General features: G+C 66.1%; 23 protein-coding genes. 13 read left to right on the top strand and 10 right to left on the bottom strand.

What is annotated here, in order from left to right:
* Positions 1-22: 22 nt before the first annotated feature.
* Positions 23-958: an alpha/beta hydrolase gene (locus FHS96_RS01685; protein ID WP_429587542.1), complete on the bottom strand. Its 936-nt coding sequence runs from the start codon at positions 956-958 to the stop codon at positions 23-25.
* A gap of 7 nt (positions 959-965) precedes the next feature.
* A complete protein-coding gene (locus FHS96_RS01680; RefSeq protein WP_429587541.1) occupies positions 966-1,535 on the bottom strand; it encodes a TetR/AcrR family transcriptional regulator in 570 nt (189 codons plus the stop codon).
* Positions 1,536-1,606: 71 nt separating this feature from the next.
* On the opposite strand from FHS96_RS01680, the gene FHS96_RS01675 reads away from it, so the two are divergent.
* Positions 1,607-2,563, top strand: coding sequence for an alpha/beta fold hydrolase (locus FHS96_RS01675; RefSeq protein WP_429587540.1), 957 nt, complete (start codon positions 1,607-1,609; stop codon positions 2,561-2,563).
* An 11-nt stretch (positions 2,564-2,574) separates the two neighbouring features.
* Positions 2,575-2,940, top strand: coding sequence for a DUF1330 domain-containing protein (locus tag FHS96_RS01670; protein ID WP_429587539.1), 366 nt, complete (start codon positions 2,575-2,577; stop codon positions 2,938-2,940).
* A gap of 31 nt (positions 2,941-2,971) precedes the next feature.
* Here FHS96_RS01670 and FHS96_RS01665 read toward each other — a convergent pair whose 3' ends face one another.
* The 3 genes from FHS96_RS01665 to FHS96_RS01655 all read right to left on the bottom strand — a co-directional run bounded on the left by FHS96_RS01665 (position 2,972) and on the right by FHS96_RS01655 (position 4,837).
* Entirely contained in the window at positions 2,972-3,658 is a 687-nt protein-coding gene (locus tag FHS96_RS01665; protein ID WP_429587538.1) for a hypothetical protein, read from the bottom strand.
* Positions 3,659-3,760: 102 nt separating this feature from the next.
* On the bottom strand, positions 3,761-4,054 hold the full coding sequence (locus FHS96_RS01660) for a hypothetical protein (protein ID WP_429587537.1): 294 nt from the start codon (positions 4,052-4,054) through the stop codon (positions 3,761-3,763).
* Between the two features lie 192 nt (positions 4,055-4,246).
* Complete coding sequence (locus FHS96_RS01655) at positions 4,247-4,837, bottom strand: hypothetical protein (RefSeq protein ID WP_429587536.1); 591 nt, start codon at positions 4,835-4,837, stop codon at positions 4,247-4,249.
* A gap of 248 nt (positions 4,838-5,085) precedes the next feature.
* On the opposite strand from FHS96_RS01655, the gene FHS96_RS01650 reads away from it, so the two are divergent.
* From FHS96_RS01650 to FHS96_RS01630, 5 genes are all read left to right on the top strand, one after another.
* Positions 5,086-6,342, top strand: coding sequence for a TetR family transcriptional regulator (locus FHS96_RS01650; protein WP_429587535.1), 1,257 nt, complete (start codon positions 5,086-5,088; stop codon positions 6,340-6,342).
* Between the two features lie 276 nt (positions 6,343-6,618).
* Complete coding sequence (locus FHS96_RS01645) at positions 6,619-8,802, top strand: TonB-dependent receptor (RefSeq protein WP_429587533.1); 2,184 nt, start codon at positions 6,619-6,621, stop codon at positions 8,800-8,802.
* Positions 8,802-10,508, top strand: a complete 1,707-nt coding sequence (locus tag FHS96_RS01640; protein WP_429587532.1) for an alkaline phosphatase D family protein — start codon at positions 8,802-8,804, stop codon at positions 10,506-10,508. The genes FHS96_RS01645 and FHS96_RS01640 overlap by 1 nt, the downstream gene beginning before the upstream one ends.
* Positions 10,509-10,769: 261 nt before the next feature.
* Positions 10,770-13,562, top strand: coding sequence for a bifunctional aconitate hydratase 2/2-methylisocitrate dehydratase (locus tag FHS96_RS01635; protein ID WP_429587531.1), 2,793 nt, complete (start codon positions 10,770-10,772; stop codon positions 13,560-13,562).
* A 154-nt stretch (positions 13,563-13,716) separates the two neighbouring features.
* On the top strand, positions 13,717-14,313 hold the full coding sequence (locus FHS96_RS01630) for an FKBP-type peptidyl-prolyl cis-trans isomerase (RefSeq protein WP_429587530.1): 597 nt from the start codon (positions 13,717-13,719) through the stop codon (positions 14,311-14,313).
* Between the two features lie 348 nt (positions 14,314-14,661).
* On the opposite strand, the gene FHS96_RS01625 is transcribed toward FHS96_RS01630, so the two are convergent.
* The 3 genes from FHS96_RS01625 to FHS96_RS01615 form a co-directional block, all read right to left on the bottom strand.
* The gene (locus tag FHS96_RS01625; protein WP_429587528.1) at positions 14,662-15,585 is read right to left on the bottom strand and encodes a sugar phosphate isomerase/epimerase family protein; all 924 of its coding nucleotides are present in this window, start codon (positions 15,583-15,585) and stop codon (positions 14,662-14,664) included.
* A 34-nt stretch (positions 15,586-15,619) separates the two neighbouring features.
* On the bottom strand, positions 15,620-16,576 hold the full coding sequence (locus tag FHS96_RS01620; protein WP_429587527.1) for a sugar phosphate isomerase/epimerase family protein: 957 nt from the start codon (positions 16,574-16,576) through the stop codon (positions 15,620-15,622).
* Between the two features lie 105 nt (positions 16,577-16,681).
* A complete protein-coding gene (locus tag FHS96_RS01615) occupies positions 16,682-17,455 on the bottom strand; it encodes a TIM barrel protein (protein WP_429587526.1) in 774 nt (257 codons plus the stop codon).
* Between the two features lie 428 nt (positions 17,456-17,883).
* Here FHS96_RS01615 and FHS96_RS01610 point away from each other — a divergent pair, with 428 nt between their 5' ends.
* Positions 17,884-19,674 carry a DUF885 domain-containing protein gene (locus FHS96_RS01610; RefSeq protein WP_429587525.1) on the top strand — a complete coding sequence of 597 codons (1,791 nt, stop codon included), beginning with the start codon at positions 17,884-17,886 and terminating at the stop codon, positions 19,672-19,674.
* Positions 19,675-19,700: 26 nt separating this feature from the next.
* Here the strand turns inward: FHS96_RS01610 and FHS96_RS01605 are convergent, their stop codons facing one another.
* On the bottom strand, positions 19,701-20,552 hold the full coding sequence (locus FHS96_RS01605; RefSeq protein ID WP_429587524.1) for an SDR family oxidoreductase: 852 nt from the start codon (positions 20,550-20,552) through the stop codon (positions 19,701-19,703).
* Positions 20,553-20,659: 107 nt separating this feature from the next.
* Here FHS96_RS01605 and FHS96_RS01600 point away from each other — a divergent pair, with 107 nt between their 5' ends.
* Positions 20,660-21,277 carry a flavodoxin family protein gene (locus FHS96_RS01600; protein WP_429587523.1) on the top strand — a complete coding sequence of 206 codons (618 nt, stop codon included), beginning with the start codon at positions 20,660-20,662 and terminating at the stop codon, positions 21,275-21,277.
* Positions 21,278-21,384: 107 nt separating this feature from the next.
* Positions 21,385-21,927, top strand: coding sequence for a DUF4136 domain-containing protein (locus FHS96_RS01595; RefSeq protein ID WP_429587522.1), 543 nt, complete (start codon positions 21,385-21,387; stop codon positions 21,925-21,927).
* 109 nt (positions 21,928-22,036) lie between these two features.
* On the opposite strand, the gene FHS96_RS01590 is transcribed toward FHS96_RS01595, so the two are convergent.
* Entirely contained in the window at positions 22,037-22,459 is a 423-nt protein-coding gene (locus tag FHS96_RS01590) for a hypothetical protein (protein ID WP_429587521.1), read from the bottom strand.
* Positions 22,460-22,655: 196 nt separating this feature from the next.
* On the opposite strand from FHS96_RS01590, the gene FHS96_RS01585 reads away from it, so the two are divergent.
* From FHS96_RS01585 to FHS96_RS01575, 3 genes are all read left to right on the top strand, one after another.
* Positions 22,656-22,874 (top strand): ParD-like family protein, encoded by a 219-nt coding sequence (locus FHS96_RS01585; protein ID WP_429587520.1) that lies wholly within the window; start codon positions 22,656-22,658, stop codon positions 22,872-22,874.
* Positions 22,874-23,632, top strand: coding sequence for a type I methionyl aminopeptidase (gene map, locus FHS96_RS01580; RefSeq protein ID WP_429587519.1), 759 nt, complete (start codon positions 22,874-22,876; stop codon positions 23,630-23,632). Before FHS96_RS01585 ends, map begins: the two co-directional genes overlap by 1 nt.
* 148 nt (positions 23,633-23,780) lie before the next feature.
* A complete protein-coding gene (locus tag FHS96_RS01575; protein WP_429587518.1) occupies positions 23,781-24,506 on the top strand; it encodes an HPP family protein in 726 nt (241 codons plus the stop codon).
* Positions 24,507-24,513 lie beyond the last annotated feature (7 nt).

Raw genomic sequence — 24,513 nt, 5'->3', positions numbered from 1 at the left:
CCGGGCTGCGCTCGGGAGGACATCACGCTCCGAGCTGCTGCTTGAAGAATGGGGCCAGCGCCGCCACCGCTTGATCGACATATTCGTCCTTGTCGTAGAGGTCGTAATGCCCTGCCCCCTCCACGGCGACGAACCCGCGCCGGTTGCGGGCCTGCTCGTAAAGCTGCTTGCCGTCGGCATAGGAGAAGGTGGTGCCGATGCGGCCGCCGACCACGACCAGCACCGGCTGGACGAGAAGCTGTTCAGCGAGGTGGAAGCCGTCGAAGCCGAGGATGCGGCTCATGCTTTCGAAATGCAGGCGGTTGGTGGAGTGCGGGTTGCGTCCGCGCGGGGTGCGGTAAAAGTCGATCGCGTCCAGCATGTCGCGGTCGGTGATGCCTGCGGCGGCGGCATCTTCCGGCGTGTCGGGCAGCCAGTTGTCGCGACGCACCGCGGCGCCCCGCGCCTCCGCGGTGCGCTGGCGCGCGACTGCCTCCAGCACGTCTTCGACCGCGTTCGGCGTGTTTTCGTTCTGGCGGAACGCACGGCCGATATTGCTCGCCACCACCGTGCCCAGCGCCTTGAAGCGGCGGTCGATCATCGCCGCGCTCACAGCATAGCCGCCGCCTGCGCAGATGCCGAGAAGCCCGATCCGGTCCTCCGCGACAAACGGCAAGGTAACGAGGTGGTCGGCGCCGCAGCGTATATCCTCGATGCGTGTCGCCGGATCTTCCCGGTCGCGGGGGAAGCCGCCGCTCTGCCCCTGATAGGCCGGGTCGAACACCAGCACGACGAAGCCGTGCGCGGCCAGCTTGCGGCCGTAGACCGCGCCGATCTGTTCCTTCACGCTGCTGCCGGGCGTGGCGATCACCAGTGCCGGATATCGGCGCCCGGCATCGAAGCCGGGCGGCAGGTGCAGCGCCCCTGCGAGATCGAGATCACCATTCCTGAAAGAGACGGACCGGGGGTTTTCCGACACTGCGAACCTATCCTTCCTGTCTGGCCGCGATAAGGGCGGCAAGCACGCGGCGGAAGCGATCGATCGCCGTCGGCGTCTGCTCCACCTTGGTGCGCAGCAGTGTACCGTGCCACGCTGCGAGCAGAACGGCGCCGAGATCGCTATCGTTCCCGGGAAAGACCGCTGCGACGGCCGCCTCGAACCGCGCGGATTGCCGTTCGAGTGCCGCTTGCAGCCCGGCACGCAGTGCTTCGCCATGCGATGCGATCTCTGCGGAAAGATCTGCGACCAGACAGCCGCGCTGCCATTCCAGCGCAGCGGCATTTGCAGCGATCCGATCGAAATAGCCGATCAGCCGCTCTTCCGGCGGCAGCGCCTCATTCTCCAAAGTTTCACGCATGATTCCTTCGATGCGCGCGGAATAGCGATCGAGCAGCAGCACGCCGAACGCCTCCTTCGAACGGAAATGATTGGTGAAGGAGCCTTGGGGAACCCCCGCCGCCGCGGTGATCTCCCGCACGCCGGTCGCTCCGAAGCCGCGCGCATGCGCCAGCGCCACCCCGGTTTCGAGCAAAGCCTCCCGCTGATCGTCAGCCACGCACTTCTCCAATACACTCGTATTGCCAACTCAATACACATGTATTAGCAGAGATGGCGAGGAGAATCGAGATGCGCCATCATCACATAGATGCGACCGGCATTCGGCTGCACGTCGTCGAACAGGGCAGCGGCCCCGCCATCCTGTTCTGCCACGGCTTTCCGGCGATCTGGTCGAGCTGGCGGTCGCAAATGCAGGCTGCGGCCGATGCCGGCTGGCGGGCGATCGCGCTCGACATGCGCGGCTATGGCGAGAGCGACGCGCCTGAGGAGGCCGAGGCCTATATGGCGGTGCACTGCGTCGGCGATCTCGTCGCGGTGCTCGACGCACTGGGCATTGCGACCGCCGCCGTCGTCGGGCATGATTTCGGCGCGAACGTCGCCTGGACCGCAGCGATGCTGCGTCCGGACCGCTTCACGGCGGTGTTCGGGATCAGCGTTCCCTTCATCCAGCCCGGCGGCCCGACCTTTCTCGACGAACTGCGTGCGGCGGGAAAGGACGATTTCTACATGTTCTCCCAGATCCGGCCCGAAGCCGATGCCGCCTGGGTGGATGCCGCAACCACGATCCCGGGCAATTATTACTGGACGTCGGGCCAGGCACCCGAGGGTCTGCGCTGGGATCCCTTCGACCCGGCACGGGGGCTGCTGCGCCCTGCGCCCGAACCGCTGCGCACGATCGATCCCGCCTATATCGAGGAAGCGGTAGCGAGCTTCGCCGAAACCGGCTTCCACGGCGGGCTCAACTATTACCGCGCGATCGACTCGTTCTATGCGCTGGTCGGGCGCGCCTATGCCGGCGCGGTCGTCCCCCAGCCATCCTTCTTCCTGACCGGGGGACGGGACGGGCTGAATGCAGTGCGCCAGCCCAGCGAAGCGGCGTTGCGCCCGGCGCTGCCCGGGCTGCGCGGCTTTCTTTCCATCGAACAGGCCGGGCACTGGCCGCAGCTCGAAGCGGCGGAACAGGTCAATGCGGCGCTGACGGGGTTTCTGGCGGGCCTCGCTTCCCAACCTGCCGGCCACAGCTAAGAGGAACGACCATGATCACGCTGATCGAAAGCGAATTGCAGCGCTTTGCCGCCGAGACCGACGACCGGCCCATCGTCATGCTCAACCTGCTGCGCTTCCGGCCCGATGGCGGACGCGAGCGCTATGACGAGTATATCGCCGCGGTCGGTCCGCTGCTCGGGCGCTATGGTGGCGAACTGGTCTATGTCGGTGAGGGGTTGCCGGCGCTGTCGGCCGAGGCGGGGCAGGCATGGGACATGGTCGCGCTCGTGCGCTATCCCAGCCGCAAGGCGTTCACGGACATGGTCGCCGATCCCGACTATGATGAGAAAGCCGGCCATCTGCGCGAGGCGGCGCTGGTCGAGGCGGTGCTCCAGCCGACATACGCCGCCGCCTGACCGGGCGGCGGACGCCGGCGGCGCGTGCGGATCAGCCCGCGCCGCCGGCCTTCAGCGCCTCGACGCGCAGGCGGGGGAACACCTCTTCCACCGATTTGGTATCGGGCAGCACATAGACATAGCCGCCCTTCTTCTGGAACAGCGGCCGCAGCGTCTTGCCATAGAAGGCGATCGGCACGTTGATGCAGCCGAAGGTGATGCGGTTGTCGTCGGGCGTCGCCGAGAGCATGCGCTGGCGGCGGCGTTCCTTTTTTGGGGATGTCTTGGGGATCGTGTGGATCGCGACCGACGTCGCGTAATCGACCCACAGCACCCGTTCCTTGCCCACTGCGAGGCCGAATTTGGCGAGGTAGCGGCCGGCCGGCGTGGTCTTCTCGGCCGGACCGATCTCCGAAAGACTCTTGGCGCCGATGCCGGGGGTGGCGTCGTCGCCCAGCGCGATGCCGATCAGTACCGGCGCCTCTGCCAGCATCTTCCCCTTGGCGTCGAACAGCCGCACCGAGGCGGTGGGCTTGTCGATGATGAGATAGGGCAGCGCGGCATTGTCGCCCGAGGAGGCGACCCAATCCGCCACGCGTTGGGCGCCGATCGACGGGCCGGGCTTCTCCTCGACGGCGGCGCTGTCGGCCGCCTGCTGCGTCGCTTCGGGGGGAACCGCGATGGCCGCGGTGGGGAGCGCAAGGGCCAGCGCCGCCAGCGCCGGAAAGCATTTGATCATCGATGTCTGGCTGCTCGCAAGGAAACGGCCGCCGCATGACGCGACGACCGTTTCGGGGGGACTAATTATGCGGGTCGGCAGGCAGGGGCCGACCCGAAACCATTAGTTGCGGGGACGCTTCCGCGCATTTTCCTGCGCGGCGATGCGCTGTTCGGCACCGTCGACGCGGGCGCCGAGCTGGTCGATGCGCTGGCCATTGGCCTGCGCCGCCTGCGAGGCGGCCTGCGCTTCCGCCAGCGCGGTCTTGGCGGTGCCGTCGGTCTCCTGAAGCCTTGCTTCGAGCGTGTCGACGCGCTGGCTGACCGGCGCGATCTGCTCCCTTACGAAGGATTTGGTTGCACAACCACTGAGGCCAACCGCGCCAGCCAAAAGCACAACCGCGGGAGCCAGTTTCATCAGAGAGTGCGACATATATTATTCCGTATCGTTAATCCAACGGTACAATCCAAGCGGACCGCCAAAGTTCCGCCAATCGGATTCTGATCGACCGTGCATCCGTTCCGATCAGCGGAAAACGGCCATTTTTTCGCCTTGAGCCGGGCACCACTCGGCGCAAACCACGCGAATCTGCGCAGCGTGCGACCCACATCATTTCTTCGGCCTGGCGTCCTGATCGGTGGCGAACGGGTCCGCTGGAATGCCGTCCGCGCGCTCCTTGCCCGTTTCGATTCCCAGCCCCTTGGCCTTGTGGATCCACACGCAGCGCCGCAACTCCTTGACCGCAGCGGCGCTGCCGTCGAGCCCAAGTTTCTCCACCGGCACCTTGCCGCGCGCGATGTCCAGCGTGGTCGACGCCGCGAAATCGGCGAGAAATTTCGCGGGGAAGCTGGTGACGAACCCCTTCTTGGCTTCCGATTCCATCCCCACCGCGAAGCGATCGGTATAGGTGGCCTTGGAGAGGCGGAAATTCAGCTTCACCTCGTCCTTCGGCTTGATCGACCAATTGGCGTTGAGCAGCGTGACATGATTGTCGCCATCCACCTCAAGCCCGACGAGCAGCGTCGTTTGCCCGGGGCGATCATAGGTTCGGGTGAGGAAACAGCCTTGCCCGTCCCTGCTCGCCGCCACTGTCCAGCTGCCGACCTCCTTCGCCGGATAGGTCTGCGCGACGGCGGGCGCCGCACCCGTGAGGCCGAGAATGGCGACAAGGAAAAGGGAGGGTCTGGCGACAGGGGTCATTCGATGGTCTCGATCCAGAGTGCGGGCCAAAGCGCGGGTCAAAGTGCAGGCGCGCCAGCCAGACTCGCAAGCGCAACCGGATGTTCCGGTTACGGCGCGGGCCCGGCGTGGCAGCGCCGAGCCTAGCCGCGATGCGCGGGGTTGGCCATGATGCAGCCTGCCGAAGTTCGCTTGCGATCCGGGCTTGCCCTGCCGCCCGTTGCTGGCGCATCGCTCGCCGGATGGGGCGATGGGCAACAGCGTGATGCATGGCAACGGATGACACGCATCCGCGCGATCTGCGCGCGGACCTGATCTCCGCGACCCTCGCGGCGGTGGCGACTGCGGGGATCGACAGCCTCTCGTTGCGCGCGATCACCGCGACGGTGGGCAAGAGCACCACCGCGGTGTTCCAGCATTTCGGCGGCAAGGACGGGCTGCTGCTCGCCACCATGAAGGATGCGGTGGCACGCAGCGCCGCCGCGCATGAGGCGCTGCGCGCGAAGCTGGCCGGGCTGCCGCAGACGCCCGACGATCTCGCCGCCGCGATCGCCTTCTACATCCTCGACCAGAGCCGCGACCCGGCCAGTCGCGTCTGCCTGGAACTGCTGTTCCGCCATCGCCAGTTTCCGGACGCGGCGCCGCTGCTACGCGACTGGGACGCGATGCGCCGCGCCTTCTGGCACGCGCTGCTCGACGACGGTCCCTTCGCGCCGCTGGCCGACGTGATCGCCACCTGCAGCATCATCGAACTGGGCTTCGCATCGGCGCTGGGCGGAGAGCCCGGCTATGCGCTGCTGCTGCGCGGCACGCTGACCGCGCTGTTCGAGTGCCAGGCCGGCACGCCAGTCGATCGCCGCGCGTCCACCGCGGCGATCGACTGGCTGATGGCGGGCCGCTTTCCGGACGAGACGATGACGGCGCCGCCGGGCGCGGCGATGGAGCGGCTGCTCGATTGCGCCGCCGCCACGATCATCCGCGAGGGGCTAGCCGGGCTAAACGTGCGGCGGCTGGCCAGCGAGGCGGCGGTCACGCCGTCGCTGATCGTCTATCATTATGGCGACTTCGCCTCCTTCGTGAACGCGGCGGTGTGGCACGCGATGATGCGCGGACTGCCGAGCATGCTCAACGTCGACGAACCCGATGCGCGCCAGCCCGCCGCCGACGCCGATCGCTGGCGCACCGAACTCGAACGCGCCACCCGGCCCGGTGAGGGCGACGCGCCCGCCGGCTTCTATGTGAACTATGCCCGTATCCTGGGCCAGCTCGGCATGGCCGCACCCCGCCAGCCCGAACTCGTGCCGCTGATGCTGAAGCTGCGGGTGATCGAGGGGCTCGGCATCCACCGCAGCAGCCGGCTGCTGTGGCCGGACGCGCTGAAACTCGGCCGGCCGGCCGCGGCGGGTTTCGCCATCTGGATCAAGGGACGCGCGATCCTGAACGAAGCGCTGGCGCTCTCGCCGGATGTGGCGGGGCCGGGCGACGGGGTGCTGGACGCTGCAGCGGCGCTGGCGGGAATACGCTGAGATGCGCCGGATATCACGAGTCACTACGTCATCCGGGCCTTGAGCCGGGATGACGGACATCTTGGGTTGAACGGCCGTTATGTCCAGATACCTTGACCACCCAATTTCATCACGCTCTGGAAAATTCATGGCGTGTAATTTTCCTGTCTCATTCCACCCCTAACAGCCGCTCTCAACATAGAACTGGCGTTACGCAGCCAGCATGAAACGAGAGATCTGAGGGCGACGAAGCCAATCGACTGGCCGATGCCAGCGTCCAGATTCAAGGGGGTCCAAATGTTGTCCATCCGCTCCGGCAGCGCCATCCCGGCGCTCGCCGCACTGTTGCTTGCCGGCACCGCCATGCCCGCCTTCGCCCAGCACGCCGAAGACGAGAGCGGCGGCGATATCGTCGTGACCGCGCAGAAGCGCGAGCAGACCTTGCTCGAGGTCAACGCCGCCGTGCAGGCGATCGGCGGCGACCAGTTGCGCGAGGATGGGGTGAAGAGCTTCGTCGACCTGTCGCAGCATACGCCGGGCGTGATCGTCACCACTCCGCTGGTCGGCGGCAGCACGGTGCAGAATTTCACAATCCGCGGCATCGGCTTCGATGACTTCCGCCCCAACGGCAATCCGTCCGCCGCGGTCCATTTCGACGGCATCTACCAGGGATCCTCGGCGCTGATCGGCGGCCAGATGTTCGATGTGCAGCGCGTCGAGGTGCTCAAGGGGCCGCAGGGCACGCTCTATGGCCGCAACACCACCGCCGGTGCGGTCAACGTGATCTCCAACAAGCCGAGCACGCATGTCGAGGGCCTTGCCTTCGTCGACTATGGCAGCTTCAACACGCTCCGCGCCGAAGGCGCGGTGAACGTGCCGTTCAGCCAAACGATCGCGCTGCGCGTGTCGGGGCTGTACGACCGCACCGACGGCTTCCTCACCCGGCTGGGCGCCAACGGCCTTGGCGGCACGACGCCGGTGCCGGGCGTGATCCCGCCGATCATCGATCCGGGCCGGTCGGACGAAGCCGCCGGCGTGGATTTCTACGGCGCCCGCGCGCTGCTTTCGATCGGCATGAACGGCCCGACCGAACTGCTGTTCAACGTCCATGCCTTCAAGGATGATGGTGGCCAGGGCCAGTCCGAGCGCGCCAATCTGGGGCTGCCGCCGCGCAGCTATTACAGCAATCTAGATGCCCGTCGGAAGCGCAAGAGCTGGGGCGCGTCGGTCACGCTCAATCAGGAAATCGGCGACTCGGCGATGCTGACCGCGCTTGCCGGCTATGAATTCCTCGACAGCGACTATGACTGGGACGACGGTCAGCCGACCCGCACCTTCGACATCGATTACAAGGACAAGATCCATCAGGGCTCGGTCGAGGTCCGCCTGCAGAACCGCGATGCCGGCAATTTCAACTGGACGGTCGGCGGCGCCTATTTCCGGGACTCGGTGGATCTCTACAGCATCCTCGACGGCTCAGACACGTACCGCACCATCTTCGAGGCGGATTACAAGCAGAACCGCGAAAGCTTCGCCGGCTTCGCCAATGTCGACGTGCTGGTGGCGCCGCGCCTGCGCGTCGAGGCCGGCATCCGGCTGACGCACGAGACGGGGCGGTTCGACGGCAGCACGCTCGACCTCGATCCCTATGGGCTGACGGTGGCGGGCCGCGTGTTCGACCTGCCGGCGATCTTCGACAACAGGATGAAGGAAACCAGCCCCTCCGGCCGCGCCACGATCAGCTATGAGCTGAGCGACAGCGCCCGCGCCTATGCCTCGATCGGTCGCGGCTTCCGCGCCGGCGGGTTCGACGGCACCACGATCTGGTCCGCACCCGAGGCCAATGCCTTCGATTCCGAGGAAGTCTGGGCCTATGAGGCCGGCGTGAAGTTCCTGCCGCGCGGCGGGCCGGTGCAGATCGAAGCCGCCGCCTTCTATTACGACTTCTCCAACATCCAGGCCGGCTCGACCGTCGTCTATGACGGCGCCTCCACCGCGGTGCGCACCAATGTCGGCAAGGCGCGCTCCTATGGCGCCGAACTCAGCGTTCGCGCGAAGCCGGTGCGCAACCTGGATCTCGACCTCGGCGTCGCGCTGCTCGACACCGAGATCCTCGAGATCGAAACCGGCACCGAGGCGGAACGGCTGCGTCGCGTTGGCAGCGACCTGCCATTCGCGCCGAACATGACCATCAACGGCATGATCCGCTACGAACTGCCGCTCAGCGAGCGCGTGTCGCTGATCCCGCAGGTCAATGCCCGCTTCGTCAGCACCTATTACGGCAATCTCGACAACAACAGCGAGGCCGGCGACTTCACATTGGTGAACGCGCGCGTCGACCTGCGCCTCGACAAGCGCTGGTCGATCGCCGGCTTCGTCCGCAACCTGACCGATACGGTCTATTCCACCGGTGCCTCCAACGTGGCGCGGATCAGCGGCGCGCCGCGCACCTGGGGCGTCTCGGTGGGCGCGCGCTTCTGATGGGCGCGCTGACACGGCGCGCGCTTCTGGCGGGTTCGGCGGCGGGCGGGCTTCTGCTCGCCGCCGGCCCCGCGGCGGCGCAGGCGCGCGGGCCCTTCGCCCATGGCGTGGCGAGCGGCGATCCGGCGCAGGACAGCGTGCTGCTTTGGACGCGGGTGACCGCGCCCGGCGGCGACGCAGTGCGCGGCACCTGGCAGGTCGCGGCGGACCGCGGCTTCCGGGCGATCGTCGCCAGCGGCAGCTTCGAAACGTCGGCGGCTCGCGACCATACGGTGAAGCCGATCGCCGAAGGGCTGGAGCCGGGCCGCGACTATTTCTATCGCTTCCAGGCGCTTGGCGCCACATCCCCGATCGGCCGCACGCGCACCTTGCCGGCGGGGCGGCTCGACCGGCTCGACCTCGTCCTCGCCTGCTGCGCGATGTACATGTATGGCGAGTTCCACGCCTATCGCGCGATCGCGATGCGCGAACGGCTCGACCTCGTGCTGTTCATCGGCGACTATATCTACGAGTATGGCCCGCAGGGCACGCTCGGCGCGCCTCTGCTGCGCCCCGTGGAACCCGCGCACGACACCGTCTCCCTCGCCGATTATCGCCAGCGCTACGCGCAATGGCGCCGCGACCCGGCGCTGCAGGATGCGCATGCCCGCGCTGCCTGGGCGTGCATGTGGGACGATCATGAAATCGCCAATGATGATTGGGTACATGGCGCCCAGCATCATGATCCCAAGACCAATGGCGACTGGGAGGTGCGCAAGCGCGCCGCCGTTCAGGCCTATCTCGAATGGATGCCGATCCGCGATCCGGCGCCCGCGGATCCTTTCGGCGTCAACCGCAGCTTCGCCTTCGGCGATCTCGCCACATTGGCGATGCCGGAGACGCGGCTGAAGGCGCGCGACGAGCAGCTTTCGCTGGGCAAGGATCTGGAGATGCGCGTGATCGACGCGCGCGATCCCGCAGCCCCCAAGGTGGTGACCGACGCCGCAGCGCTGGCCACGCTCGACCGCAAGGCTCTACCGGCCGGCTATGCCCTCGAACCCGATGTGGCGGGGTTCCGCCGCAAGCTGGCCGCACCCGGGCGCGAGATGATCGGCGCGGCGCAGCGCGACTGGCTGCGCGACGAACTGAAAGCGCATGGCGCGGCCGGACGGCCCTGGTTCTTGTTCGGCAGCCAGACCATCCTGTCGAGCTACGTCTATCCGGACCTGACGCGCTTTCCCGGTGGCAAGCCCGCGCTGGCGCCGTTCCGCGCGATGACCCGCCACAAGCTGCCGATGCTCAACCTCGACGCGTGGGACGGCTACCCCGCCGAGCGCGAGCAGCTCTACGACCTGTTCGAGGCGAGCGGCGCAAACCTGCTGACGCTGTCCGGCGACAGCCACATGGCATTCATCAATGAATCGCACCGCGGCGAGAAGCGGATCGGGCTGGAGCTTTCCGCCTCCACCGTAACCGGCCCTTCGATCGGCGAATTGCTGCTGCCGCCGGGGCCGGTGGGCGAAGCCTTTGCCGAGGCCAGCCGCGACGTGCTGTGGTGCGATGTCAACGCGATCGGCTTCGTCACCGTCAGCCTCACCCGCGACAGGGTGGATGCCGAGTTCGTTCGCGTGCTCAACCCGCGCGAAACCGTGGGTCGGCTGGATATCGCCAAGCGTGCGCGGGCGGCGATCAGTGAGGGCGTGCTGGGAGGCTGGCGGGTTTCATGATGGATTTGGGTGACGCGATCCGTCACCCGGCCTCGCCCCCTGGGCGCTGTTATATGGCATTTCCCCTTCGCCTTCAGGGGAGGGGCGAGCCGCCGCCTCTGCGCTCGAGGTCGGGCACCCCGGCCCTCCCCTCCCCTGCGCCGCCTTGCCAGTCAGCCCCTGTTCGCGTACGCGCGACCCCGACAGCCGCAGGCCGGGCCAAACACGGCCCGCCCGTGGCGCTGCGCCCAGCTTCATGCACTTCATGGCAGTGGATTTATAATGAGCATCTACCTGGATTATCTCGCCGAAATCGAAAGCAGGAAAGTCCAGGGGCTCGCGCCCAAACCGATCGATGACGGCAGGCTCATCGACGCGATCATCGCGCTGATCCAGGATGCCGGCAGCGAACATCGCGCCGACGCGCTTCATTTCTTCATCTACAACACGCTGCCCGGCACCACGAGCGCCGCGGCCGTAAAGGCGATGTTCCTGAAGCGGATCATCCTGGGCGAAGTAAGCGTACCGGAAATCACGCCGGCGTTCGCGCTGGAACTGCTGTCGCACATGAAGGGTGGCCCCTCCGTCCAGGTGCTGCTCGACATCGCGCTGGGTGACGATGCCGCCCACGCCGTCGCGGCGGGCGAGGTGCTGAAGACCCAGGTGTTCCTCTACGACGCCGACATGTTCCGCCTGCGCGATGCCTTCGCGGCGGGCAATGCGGTGGCGAAGGAGGTGCTGGAAAGCTACGCCAGGGCGGAGTTCTTCACCAAGCTTCCCGACGTCGAGGACGAGATCAAGGTCGTCACCTTCGTCGCCGGCGAAGGCGATATCTCGACCGACCTGCTCTCGCCCGGCAACCAGGCGCATTCGCGCTCGGACCGCGAGCTGCACGGCCAGTGCATGATCTCGCCCGAGGGCCAGCAGGCGATCGTGGCGCTGAAGGCGCAGCACCCGGACAAGCGGGTGATGATGATCGCGGAGAAGGGCACGATGGGCGTGGGCTCCTCGCGCATGTCCGGCGTGAACAATGTCGCGCTGTGGACGGGCAAGCAGTCCAGCCCCTACGTTCCCTTCGTCAATTATGCGCCCGTGGTCGCCGGCACCAACGGTATCTCGCCGATCTTCGCGACCACCGTGGACGTGACCGGCGGCATCGGCATCAACCTGAAGAACTGGACCAAGAAGCTCGGCGAGGACGGCAAGCCGATCCTCAACAATGACGGCAACCCGGTGCTGGAAGAGCAATTCTCGGTCGCGACGGGTACCGTGCTGACGATCGACGTGAAGGGCCGCAAGCTGCGCGACGAAGCCGGCAACGAACTGGTCGACGTCGCCGCCGCCTTCACGCCCCAGAAGATGGAGTTCATGAAGGCGGGCAGTTCCTACGCCATCGTCTTCGGCAAGAAGCTCCAGACCTTCGCGGCCGAGACGCTGGGCGTGGAGCCGACCCCGGTCTATGCGCCGAACAAGGAAATCGCGATCGAGGGTCAGGGCCTGACCGCGGTGGAAAAGATCTTCAACCGCAACGCCGTGGGCGTGACGCCGGGCAAGGTGCTGCACGCCGGTTCGGACGTGCGCGTGAAGGTCAACATCGTCGGCTCGCAGGACACGACCGGCCTGATGACCGCGCAGGAGCTTGAGGCGATGGCGGCCACCGTCATCTCGCCGCTGGTCGACGGCGCCTATCAGTCGGGCTGCCACACCGCCTCGGTGTGGGACAAGAAGGCGCAGGCCAACATCCCCAAGCTGATGGCCTTCATGAACAATTTCGGCCTGATCACCGCGCGTGATCCCAAGGGCGTCTATCATTCGATGACGGACGTGATCCACAAGGTGCTGAACGACATCACCGTGGACGACTGGGCGATCATCATCGGCGGCGACAGCCACACCCGCATGTCCAAGGGCGTCGCCTTCGGCGCGGATTCGGGCACCGTCGCGCTGGCGCTGGCCACCGGCGAGGCGACCATGCCGATCCCGCAGTCGGTGAAGGTCACCTTCAAGGGCACGATGCAGCCGCACATGGACTTCCGCGATGTCGTCCACGCGACGCAGGCGCAGATGCTCCAGCAGTGCGGTGGCGACAATGTGTTCCAGGGCCGTGTGATCGAGGTGCATATCGGCACCTTGCTCGCCGACCAGGCCTTCACCTTCACCGACTGGACCGCCGAGATGAAGGCCAAGGCCTCGATCTGCATCTCGCAGGACGAGACGTTGATCGAGTCGCTGGAGATCGCCAAGTCGCGCATCCGTATCATGATCGACAAGGGCATGGAGAATGCCGCCGGCACGCTGGCGGGGCTGATCGCCAAGGCCGATGCGCGCATCGCCGAGATCCGCTCGGGCGAAAAGCCCGCTCTGGCGCCCGACGCCAATGCGAAATATTTCGCCGAGGTGGTCGTGGACCTGGACGTGATCGACGAGCCGATGATCGCCGATCCGGACGTGAACAACCCGGACGTCTCCAAGCGTTACACCCACGACACGATCCGCCCGGTTTCCTATTATGGCGGCACCAAGAAGGTCGATCTGGGCTTCGTCGGCTCGTGCATGGTGCACAAGGGCGACATGAAGATCGTCGCGCAGATGCTGAAGAACATCGAGAAGGCCGAGGGCAAGGTCGAGTTCAAGGCGCCGCTCGTCGTCGCCGCGCCGACCTACAACATCATCGACGAGCTGAAGGCCGAGGGCGACTGGGATATCCTCCAGAAATATTCGGGCTTCGAGTTCGACGATGTGAAGCCGAAGACCGCCACCCGCACCGAATATGAGAATATCCTCTATCTGGAGCGGCCGGGCTGCAACCTGTGCATGGGCAACCAGGAAAAGGCGGAGAAGGGCGACACCGTGCTCGCCACCTCCACCCGCCTGTTCCAGGGCCGCGTCGTCGAGGACTCCGCCGAGAAGAAGGGTGAATCGCTGCTGGCCTCCACGCCGGTCGTGGTGCTCTCCGCCATCCTCGGCCGCACCCCGAGCGCCGAGGAATATAAGAGTGCCGTCGAAGGCATCGACCTGACCAAGTTCGCGCCGCCGAAGGCGGGCGCGCTGGGAGCCCGGTCAGTTCAGTTCTAAGGCCGGACGGATAGCGCGCCTTTCGCGCGCGACGTAATGATCGCCGGGGGTGGCGCGGGTGATTTGGCCCGCGCTGCTGCCGGCGATTTCGTTTTGAGGCTCGCCGATCGCCTTCCGCTTGCCCGATCGCATCGATCCTGCCTATGGCGCGATGATGAACGCCTTCCGTCGCTTGACGCCCCGCCTGATCTGCCGGATCTCCCTGCCCTTGCTGGCACTGCCGCTGCTCGCCGGCGTGCAGGCCGCGCGCGCGGCAGAGCCCGCGACGACGTCGCCGAAGCCGGCTCAACCGAATGCGGGGATCATCCCGCTGCCGCTGATGCCGATCGTGCCCGCCTCACAGCGCACATGCACCGCCAAGACGCCGTCTGGGCTCGGCTACACGATGCTGCGCGCGGCAACCGGCGCACGGCCGGCGGCCGACGACATGGTCCTCATCAACTATGTCGGATATCTCGCCGCGACCGGCGCGGTGTTCGACCAGAACATGCAGACGCCGATGCCGGTCGGCGGGGTGATCCCGGGCTTCTCGGAAGGATTGCAGTTGCTGAGCCGAACCTCGATCGCGCGGCTCTGCATCCCGGCGGCGATGGCCTATGGCGAGCGGGCGTCGGAAACGATCCCGGCCAACTCCGATCTCGTCTTCCAGGTCGAGCTGATCGACTTCAAGACGGCGGCTGAAATCGAAGAGATGCGCAAGGCGCAAGCCGCACAACCTCCGGCCCAGGGTGAGGCCAGCCCCCAGCCGTAGGTGCCGATGGAGGTGATGCCGGCTTAGAAAAGCAGCTGCGTCACCATCCGGCCACAGTTGCAAGCCGTGTGGCCCCGCCCTCCGACGGCACACCCGATCCCCGAATTCGGGTTTCTGCCAGTCGGTCGGTGGACCCGCCGCACAAAGCGGTCGTGAATTGCCCCAATCTCCCTCCGCTGTTCCTGGACCAGATTACGACTTACGCTTCTACTCCACGAACGTCCGCGCATTACAACATCAGTCATTGACGATAGGCAAAGCCTATAGGCTTGCAGGATCATGAAATAGGCAGCGCAATCGACCCCGGGACAACACGCTGATGCCGGGTGAGCGTTGTGCCGGGCTTGATCAATCGTAGATCGGGCGCAGCTCCGCATCGAGATAATACCGGGTGAGCGCCATTGAGGCGAGCAAGTCCGGCGAGCCATCATATTCGATCGACATCCAGCCCTTGAAGGCGTGCTTCTTGAGCAGGCGATAAAGGCCCTTGAAATCGAGCTCGCCTTCGCCGGGCTCCCAAAACCACCGGTGACCATCGTCGGCGATCTCGGGATCCTGCGCGTAGCGCACACTGTCGGGCTGGTTTGCCGATGCGGTATCCTTCAGGTGGAGGGTGCTGATGCGGTCGTGATAGTCCTCATAGAATTTCAGCAGATCTTCACCGAGGATAGAGATCTGCGCTGTATCGATGCAGTAGTGAACCAGCGCCGGATCGGTCGATTCGATCAGTTCTCGGTGGTTTGTCAGGTTGATCGCACAGAAAAATTCATTGTGCAGGCCGATCTTCACGCCGTGATCGGTCGCGTAGCGCCCGATCTCGTTCATCACCCTGGCGCATTGCTGGACTTCCTCTCGCGTCAGCGGCCCCGTCCCGAAGTAGTTCTGCGTCGGGCAGGTGTTCATGTAGGTGCCGCCGAACCGGACGATCGTGTCCACCGCCTCGCGCCCCGAACGGACGGCTTCTTCGAAATGGTCGGCCGCATGCGAGGCGTGAGCACCGTGGAACATGCCGATGACCTCGACGCCTCGTTCCTTCGCGAAGGCGGTGAAGGCTTCCGGCGAGCCGAACAGGGGAAGGATGTCGGCGAGATCCCAGGGTGCTATTTCGATTCCCTCGAAGCCGAGCGCTGCCTGATATTTCAGAATCCGGTTCCAATCCGAGTAATACGCTGTGTTGGTCCGGTCCTCGTAATAGAATTCGCGGAAGTTGGGGATCTGCCGATACGGGATCGACTTCCAGTGGCACATGTTGGCGTAGCGGATATTGGGCATGGCGGAGTCTCCGTCCGGTGCAAGTCTGGTCGGCTTAATTCTGGATCTGGTCCAGCAGGGCGCGCGTGCGCAGCAGCGCGCGGAAGGGATCGCGCGTCTGGCGGGCGCTCGCGGTCACCGGGCCGGCATAGCCGAGGCTGTTGAGCAGGGCGACAACGCCCACAAGATCGACCGAGCCAGTGCCGGGATCGCGGAAGACCTGTGTGGCGCGCGTGTGAGGAAACTCGGGATTGGCGGTCTTCCAGATATCCTGCGTATCGACGAAGCCGGTGTCGGTGAGATGGACGCAGCCGATGCGGGAAATGTTGGCGGTGATGAATTCCACCGGAGAAACGCCAGCGACATGCAAGTGCGCCGTGTCGCAGTCCAGCTTCACGCTTTCGGGCAGGGCATCGAGCAGGGCCAGGATGCGCTCGCCGCGGAACAGGCTCCAATATTCATGGCGCAGGACGATCAAGACGCCGAGATCCTGTGCCTTGGCGGCAAGGCCTGCGATCAGATCCCCTGCGCGCTGTGTGAAGCTGTCCAGCTTGCTGTCCAGATCGGGGTGATGATGCACCGCGCGGCCATAGTAGGGCGATGGGCTGATCGCGAAGTAATCCGCACCAAGATCGGCCGCGTGAGACAGCGCCTCACCGGCGAAGTGACCGGAAGCGCCGAAGAAGAAATCGAGATTGTCGTTGCGCATGAACAGGTTGGGATCGAATGTGACCCCCGTGACACGCCCGATGCCGCTGGCGGCAAGGCGTTCCAGATACTGCGCGGCGCTGCCATACTTGGTGTTCACGCAATAGCGGTTCATCGGCACGCCGCTGCGTCCGCCAAACTGCCAGACCGGCTCGTAAGGGATCTCGACGGCCCGAAAACCGGACGCGGCCAGCAGCGGGTAAAGTTCTTCCCAGAAATAGCGGCTTTCGAACCGATTGCGGTTCGGTTCCTGATAGTGGCGATTGATCAGGTCAAGGCTGATCGCGATCGTTTCGAGGTTCATGGAGACGGTCCGTTCCTCGGTCTGCCGCGGCTTGCAGCATGCGGCCATTCATGTCGGCTCGTGATCGGCTTGCGCGCCAGCGCGCCGGCGCTGCGCCGCTACCGCTCAGTCGTCAAGCGTGCGATGGCTGAGCGCGAGCGACTGATCCATCGGCAGGGTCGGGAAATACTCCAGCCCGATCGCCCCCGCGTAACCAAGGTCTCGCAGGGTCTGCATGATCTTGCGCCAGTCGACGTTGCCAGTGCCTGGTTCGTTGCGATCAGGCATATCGGCAACCTGGACGTGCGCGACGAGATGCATGCGTCCGACCAGAACCTCCGCGATATCCTCGCCCATACAGGCGCTGTGCCAAACATCGTACAGCAGGCGCAGGTTCGGACTGCCGACGGCTTCGACCAGATCGAGGCCCAACTTGGTACTGACGAGGTACATCGCGGCAAATAGCCTGGTGTTGAGCGGTTCCAGCAGCAGCGTAACGCCGGCTTCCTCGGCGACATCGGCTGCCGCGCGCAGCGCCGTGACGGCATTGGCGAAGTGCTCGTCCTCGCTCATCCCCTCCACGCGGAAACCGGAGGCGACAATCAGGTCCGGCGCGCCGAGACAGGCTGTTGCCGCGATGGTCTCGCGCACGGCGGTGACCATTTCCTCGCGCTGAGCGGGATCGACGATCGACCGGCGTGGATCGACGCACAGGCCGGTCAGCCGCATGCCCGTTTCGGATAGAGCTTCGGCAAGCGCCGCGACCGGCTTGTCGCGCCATAGGTGGAATTCAGCGAGATCGAAACCTGCCGCCTTTGCGGCGCGCAGCCGCGCGTCAAGCTCGCCAGCTTCGATGAATTGCCATTCGATGCAAGAAGACAACTGATTTGCCGCAGACATAGGATCCCTTTCCCATTCTACGGCCCCGCCGCGCCACGGCGCGCGTTTGCCTGGCGGGTTGAACTCCCGCTACTTTGTGGCTGCACGCATTACCCACACGATGCAAAAATATCAAGCGGTCCGTTTTCAAGCGACCATTTCGTCGCGCGGCGCGACATCCTCCACTAAGCCCAGCCCTACTGCCGACGAGGTCGGCATGGCCGCGCGTTTCCCGAACAAATAGATACTGAGCGTCAGGAATGGCGGATAGTCGGCGTTGAGCGCGGCGCAGCGAAGGGCCGGAAAGCCCCAATGAGCGATACGGCCATCTCCTCAACTTTACCCTTGGCCCCACCCCGCCCCCACAGTACCCCGCCCCCATGAACAACGGGGAAAGGGCCCGCGTGTCCCTGTCACGACGCGATTTCTCATTGGCGCTGGCGTCCAGCATGGTCCTGGCGCCCGCGGCACGCGCCGCCGGCAGCACCGCGGCGCCCACCAAAGCCGGCGCCACCGATGCGGCGTTGACCGCGTTTCTCGATGCCGCGTTCGAGGCGCAGCTGGCGCTCGATCCGGAGGAGCTGACCGGGCTCGGGCGCAAGGAGCAGCAGGACAGGTTCACCGATCCCAGTGATGCCGCCGCAAAGGCGCGGCTGGCGTGGCGGCGGGGGAATGTCGCGGCGATGAAGGCGAGGTTCGATCGCGCAGCACTCGGCGAGGATGCGCTGGTTTCCTATGACATGTGGGTGCTGGAGCTGGAACGCGCCGAGGACGCGGTGAAGTGGCGCGGCCATGACTATATCTTCGACCGCAACGGCCCGCACACCGGCCTGCCCAACTTCATGATCAACAAGCATCGCGTCGATGCGCCTGCAGACATGGAAGCCTATGTCGCGCGCGTCACCGCGCTCGGCCCCACGCTCGATGCCTATCTCGTCCGCGCGAAGGCGTCGGCGGCGAAGGGCATCCGTATGCCGGGCTTCGCCTATGACCAGTCGATCGACATGGTCGGCCGGCTCGTCAGCGGCGCCCCGTTCGATGGCGGTGCGGACAACGCGCTCTATGCCGATGCGAAAAAGAAGGCGGCGGGGCTGGTTGCGGCCGGCAGGATCGATGCCGCGGCCGCAGATGCGTTCGGCGCGCGCGTCGCCACGGCGATGACCGGATCGATGAAGCCCGCTTATGACCGGCTGAGCGCCTGGTTGACGGCGGATCGCGCGCAGGCCAGCGCGCAGCCGCAAGGTGCCGGCGCGTTGCCCGATGGCGCGGCCTATTATCGCGCGGCGCTGCGCCGGCAGACCACCACCGACATGACCGCGGACGAGATTCACGCGCTCGGCCTTTCCGAAGTCACGCGCATCCGCGCCGAGATGGAGGCGCTGAAGGCGCGGATCGGCTTTGCCGGCAAGCTGGAGGATTTCTTCGTCTTCCTGCGCAGCGACGATCGCTTCTACGTTCCCAACGACGACGCCGGCCGCTCCACCTATCTGAAGCTGGCGGAAACCTATCTCGCCGGCATGCGCGCGCGCCTGCCCGAGCAGTTCGGGCGACTGCCCAAGGCCGATCTGATCGTGAAGCGCGTCGAGGCGTTTCGCGAGGAGCCGGGCGGCGCCGCGCATTATTCGCATGCCGCGCCGGATGGATCGCGCCCCGGCATCTTCTACGTCCATCTGGCGGACACCCGCGCGACCCCGACCTACGAGATCGAGGGCACCGTCTATCATGAAGGGCTGCCCGGCCATCACATGCAGATCGCGCTGGCGCAGGAGATGGTGGGCACGCCCGAATTCCGGAAGAACTATTCCTACGGCGCCTATGTCGAGGGATGGGCGCTCTATGTGGAGCGGCTCGCCAGGGAGCTGGGCTTCTACACCGATCCCTACAGCGATTTCGGCCGGCTGGGGCGGGAGATCTGGCGCGCGATCAGGCTGGTCGTCGATACTGGCATTCACGCCAAGGGATGGAGCGAGGACCAGGCGCTGGCCTATTATTCGGCCAATTCGCCGCAGCCGATCGGCAAGATCCGCTCCGAGATCCGCCGCTACTTTGTGATGCCCGGGCAGGCGACCTCCTACAAGGTCGGCATGCAGAGCATCCTGGCGCTGCGCGACAAGGCGAAGGCGGCGCTCGGCGACCGTTACGACCAGCGCAGGTTCCACGAATGCGTGCTCGGCCGCGGATCGGTGCCGCTGCCGGTTCTGGAGGCGCAGGTCGACCGCTGGATCGCCGCGCCCGCCTGAGCGGGGCGGCATCCGGCGGCGGTGCCTCAGCCGTTCACGATCGTGCCGCCATTGGGGTGGAGCACCTGGCCCGACATATAGCTGGAATCCTCGCAGGCGAGGAACAGGAAGGCGGGCGCCACCTCGTTGGGCTGGCCAGGGCGGCCCATCGGCGTGCTTTCGCCGAACGTTTCCAGCTTCTCCGGGCTGGCGCCGCCGCAGGGGTTGAGCGGTGTCCAGATCGGGCCGGGCGCCACCGCGTTGACGCGGATCCCCTCCCCCACCAGATTTTCGGACAGCGATCGGGTGAAGGCAGTGATCGCGCCCTTGGTGGAGCTGTAGTCGAGCAGTTCCTTGCTGCCCTGATACATCGTCACGCTCGTGCAGTTCACGATCGCAGCGCCCGCCTTCAGGTGCGGCCGGGCGGCCTGAACGAGGAAGAACATGCCGAAGATGTTGGTCTGGAAGGTGCGGCGCAACTGCTCCTCGGTGATGTCGGTGATATCCTTGTCGGGATGCTGTTCGCCGGCATTGTTGACGATGATGTCGATCCGGCCGAACGCCTCCAGCGTCTTCGCGACGATCTCGTCACCGAAGCTTTTCTCACCGATGTCGCCACGGATCGTGATCGCCTTGCGTCCCTCGCTCTCGACGATGCGCTGCGTCTCGGCCGCGTCATCATCCTCCAGCAGATACACGATCGCGATGTCGGCGCCCTCGCGGGCATAAAGCGCGGCGACGGCGCGACCGATGCCGCTGTCCGCGCCGGTGACGATCGCCACCTTGCCGGTGAGCCTGCCCGATCCCGGGTAGCGCGGCTGCCATTCGGGCTTGGGCTCCAGCCGGCTTTCATGGCCCGGCAGGGCGTCTTCGTGGATCATCTCGTCGGTGTCGGCCATCGTGTATCTCCTTCACCATGGAGAACCCATGGGCGCGCCGGGAGTTCTCCTGCCAAAGAAACGGATGATCGCATTCCTGCGGCAGCCGACACCGAAGGAGACGATCGATGCCGCTGAAAGCCCTCGCCCTCAACTGCACGCTCAAGGCCGCCGCGACCGAGGCGAGTTCGAGCGACGCGATGATCGCGGTGCTGGAAAAGGCGTTCGCCGACAAGAGCGTGACGGTGACCGAAACGGTGCGGGTGGCCAGCCTCGACATCAAGCCCGGTGTCACATCGGATGAAGGCGAGGGAGACGACTGGCCGGCGCTGCGCGAGAAGATCCTCGCGCACGACATCTTGATCTTCGGCGGGCCGATCTGGATGGGACAGATCTCGAGCATTGCCAAGCGCGTGCTCGAACGCATGGACGCGTTTCTCGGCGAGACCGACGATCAGGGCCGCATGCCCAGCTATGGCAAGGTCGCGGTGGCCGCTATCGTCGGCAACGAGGACGGCGCGCATTTCTCCTCGGCACAACTCTTCCAGGCGCTGAATGATGTCGGCTGGACGATTCCGGCGGCGGCCGCCTGCTATTGGGTGGGTGAGGCGATGGGATCGACCGATTTCAAGGATCTGGAAAGCACGCCCGACAAGGTCGCGGAAACCGCGGCGATGGTCGCCGGCAACGCCGCGCATCTCGCCGGATTGCTGAAGGCGGCACCCTATCCGGGCGAGGCGGAATGATCCGCAGCCACAATGTGCACTATAATGCACATGGTGGCTGCGAGGTGGCTGCGGGGGCGCTTTGGCCCTAGGATGATGTGCTGCCCCGTTCGGGCATGGAGATGTTTATGGCCCTGCCCTTCGCGATCGCGACCCTCCTGTCGATCCTCGCCGCGGGCGCAGCGCCCGAGAGGACCGAAGGACAGGTGGCGCCCGGGACGATCGTGATCGAGAGCAGCGGAGCGGGGGCCGATGCCGAAACCCCGTCTCCGTTCGTCGACGCGGTTGAAACGGCACTGCTCGACGCGCAATTCCTGACTCTGCCCGGCCGTGGCGGCAGCCGCTATCTCGCGCGCGTGGCGGTGACGCGCACCAGCCGCGGCCAGGTGACCGCCGACCAGCGCGATCCCGCCCGCGCCCGCGCCGGCAACTGGGGCCTCTCCGTCACCTTGCCCGCCGACAAGGGCAAGCTGCGCGACCTGATCGCCACCGAACTCGACGTGACGATCGTATCGCGCAAGGATGACCAGACGGTCTGGCGCGGTCGCGCGGTGACGGTGCAGACCGAGGGCTCACCCGACGATGCAGCCGACAAGCTTGCGACCAAGCTGGCCGGCGCGCTGTTCCGCCGCTTCCCGCAAAGCGCGGAAGAGCCGATCGCAGTGCCGTGATCTCTCCCCTCCCGTGAAGCGCGGCGGGTGGGGAAAGCCTGTGGGAAGGGCCGTGCTATTTCAGAACAGCCCCTCCCCTGACCCCTCCCGCAAGCGGGAAGGGGCTTGCTCAATGCACCTCGCGCTGCGCGCCGGCGGTGAGCGCGGCCATCAGCGCCGGGCGGTCCTCCGCGGCCAGCGCGGCCACGTGGGTCTGCACTTCGGTGCTGCGGTCGGCGACGTCGCGTCGGATCGCGGCGCGGTTGGTGATGCAGTCGCCCGCGCGGCTGCCCTTGATGCGGCGCTCGCCCGCCACCGGGTGGGCCGCCGCGACGCCGTCGCCTGCGATCTGGCGCTGCACGCGCACCGTGGCGGTCCAGTTGCAGCGCACATTGCCGCTGCGCGTCGGCTGCGCCGATCCCACGCGGCGGGTGCGCGTCGTCACCTCGCCCTGATAGACGACCTCAAGCGCTTTCCCTCCATGGTCCACGGTCACCCGATGGGGTTCCGGTTGGGTGAGCGCCGCCGCCAATATGACGATCATCATGCTCATTGCTGTCTCCTGCGGTACGTCCGGCTGTCTAGGTGCAGCCGGTGCAATCCATCTCGGACGATTGCATTGCCGAAGCATTGCTCGCGAATGATGAAGCATGGCGCCAGGAACCGCGCCGGCATGCTTGCCGGGTGAGCATGCAAGCCATATACGAACAATATATGATTCGTACATCAACCATAGTGCAGGGGCCGATATGGGCATCGTGAAGATCGACGACGCACTGCATGAGGAGGCACGCCGCGCCAGCACGGTGATGTGCCGCTCCATCAACGCGCAGGCCGAATTCTGGATGCGGATGGGGATGCTGGCGGAGGCCAATCCGACATTGTCGTTCACCGAGATCGTGCGTCTGCAGATGGAGGCCGCAGCCGCCCCCGCTGCCGATTTCGGCACGACCCTGGCCGCCGCCTGATGGTGAAGACGCCCGACGAGATCGCGCTGATGCGCACCTCCGGCCGGTTGCTCGCGCAGGTGTTCGAAATGCTCGACACGCAGGAACTGGCCGGGCTGTCGACGATGGCGGTCAACGACATGGTCGAGCGCTTCATCACCGTCGATCTCGCCGCGCGCCCCGCCAGCAAGGGGCAATATGGCTTCAAATATGTGCTGAACTGCTCGATCAACCATGTCGTATGCCATGGCGTGCCCGATGCGGATGAGATCATCCGCGACGGCGACATCATCAACCTTGATATCACGCTGGAAAAGAACGGCTTCATTGCCGACTCGAGCAAGACCTACATTGTCGGCGACGCCCCCGCGGCGGCGCGGCGGCTGGTGCGCGTGGCGCAGGAGGCAATGTGGAAGGGCATCGATCAGGTCCGCCCCGGCGCGCATCTCGGCGACATCGGCTTCGCGATCGAACGCCACGCTAAGAAGCATGGCTATGCGGTTGTGCGTGATTTTTGCGGTCACGGCATCGGCCGCGAGATGCATGAGGAACCCCAGGTGCTCAACCATGGCCGCCCCGGCAGCGGCATGAAGCTGCGCGAGGGCATGGTGTTCACGATCGAACCGATGCTCAACCAGGGCACGCGGCTGGTCGCCACCGAGGAGGACGGGTGGACGGTGGTGACGCGGGACGGCAAGCTTTCCGCGCAGTTCGAGCATACCGTGGCGGTTACCGCGGACGGCGTGGAAGTGCTGACGCTGCGCAGCGACGGGCGTTGATGGCCGGGATTTGAACTTCGCTCCCCAAGGCTGCGCGCCGGGGAGGAAAGGGATCGCGGCGCCCTTTACCCCCTGAAAGCCATCCTCGCTTCCCGCCGCGGCGCGCAGCCCCTATCCGCCAGCCGCGTCGGCAAGCGAAAGGATGACAATGCGCCGGTTCTGGAACGCACGGTTCGCGCCGCTGCTGGCGGGCGGCACGTTGCGCGATCGACTGGTCGCCTGCCTCGGCGCGCTGGTGGGGGTGCTGCTGGCCGCGCTGACCTATCGCGAAATCTCGCCCTTCCCCACGCCGCTGCTCGCGGCGCCCATCGGGGCCTCGGCGGTGCTGGTATTCGCGGTGCCGGCGAGCCCGTTGGCGCAGCCCTGGTCGGTGGTGGGCGGCAACACGATCTCGCTCGCCGTCGGCATCGCGGTGATCGCGCTGCTGCCGCACCAGCCGCTAGCCGCCGCATTGGCAATCGCGCTCGCGATCCTTGCGATGTCGCTCACCGGCTGCCTCCACCCGCCCGGCGGCGCGGTGGCGCTGAGCACGGTGCTGGCGGCGCCTGCGCTCACCGCCGTGGGCCTTGCCGCCTTCGCCGCCCCGATCCTGATCAATTCTGTGCTGCTGGTGGCGCTCGGCTGGGCGTTCCACCGCTATTCCGGCCACAGCTATCCGCACCGCCCGGTGCCAGTGAAGTGGCGGGAGACGCCCCCCGCCCCCGCCGCCGGCATCCTGATGGAGGATGTCGACCAGGCGCTGGCGGACCTCGGCGAGACCTTCGACGTCGCGCGCGAGGATCTGGTGCTGCTGCTCGCCCAGGCGGAGGCGCATGCCGCCGCGCGACTGGGCGCGCCGCCCCCGGTTGCGCCGGCACCCCTGGAGCGCGCATAGCGCCGCC

It is taken from the genome of Sphingomonas zeicaulis (genome assembly GCF_050433225.1).
Lineage (GTDB): Bacteria > Pseudomonadota > Alphaproteobacteria > Sphingomonadales > Sphingomonadaceae > Sphingomonas_D > Sphingomonas_D zeicaulis.
The sequence above is the reverse complement of the archived record's forward strand: the minus strand, read 5'-3'. Positions and strand labels throughout refer to the sequence as shown.